Source organism: Brevundimonas sp. UBA7838 (assembly GCF_002500885.1).
Taxonomy (GTDB): Bacteria; Pseudomonadota; Alphaproteobacteria; order Caulobacterales; family Caulobacteraceae; genus Brevundimonas; species Brevundimonas vesicularis_C.
Genome location: NZ_DLTK01000066.1, coordinates 25,724 through 26,205, shown reverse-complemented (window position 1 = coordinate 26,205; position 482 = coordinate 25,724). Strand labels below are relative to the sequence as shown.

The 482-nt window shown below is 73.0% G+C and carries 1 protein-coding gene; it reads right to left on the bottom strand.

From position 1 onward, the window contains the following. Window positions 1-482: PfkB family carbohydrate kinase (locus tag B3T77_RS05230; protein WP_292077902.1), on the bottom strand; the 482-nt coding region annotated here is incomplete at both ends.

The following is a 482-nucleotide window of genomic DNA, read 5'->3' as shown; positions in this document are numbered from 1 at the left end:
CTCCGGCGGCGCAGGCGAAGCGCAGCGCCTCGGCCGGGTCCATGCCTTCCAGCAAAGCCACCGTGATGGCGGCGACGAAGGCGTCGCCTGCACCCGTCGCATCCACCGCCTCGACGGCCGGCGGGGTCGCCCAGGCCATTTCGACGCCGCGCTGATACATGGCCGCGCCTCGGGCGCCCTTGGTGACGACGACCCGTCCCCCGCCCCGGTGCAGGCCGTCGCCATAGAAGGCCGCCTCGGTCTCGTTGACGACGATCAGGTCGGCGCGGCGCAGCAGCAGTTCCGACACCGGCGCGGCGGGCGCCAGATTGGCGCAGACGAAGCCCGTCGCCCGGCCCACCGCCGCCTCGACCGTCTCGATCGGCAGCTCCAGCTGCACGATCAGCGCGCCCTCGATCCGCTGCGGCAGCTGTTCAGGGGTGACCATGTGGTTGGCGCCGGCCGCGACCACGATCTGGTTCTCGCCGGTCGGATCGACGGCG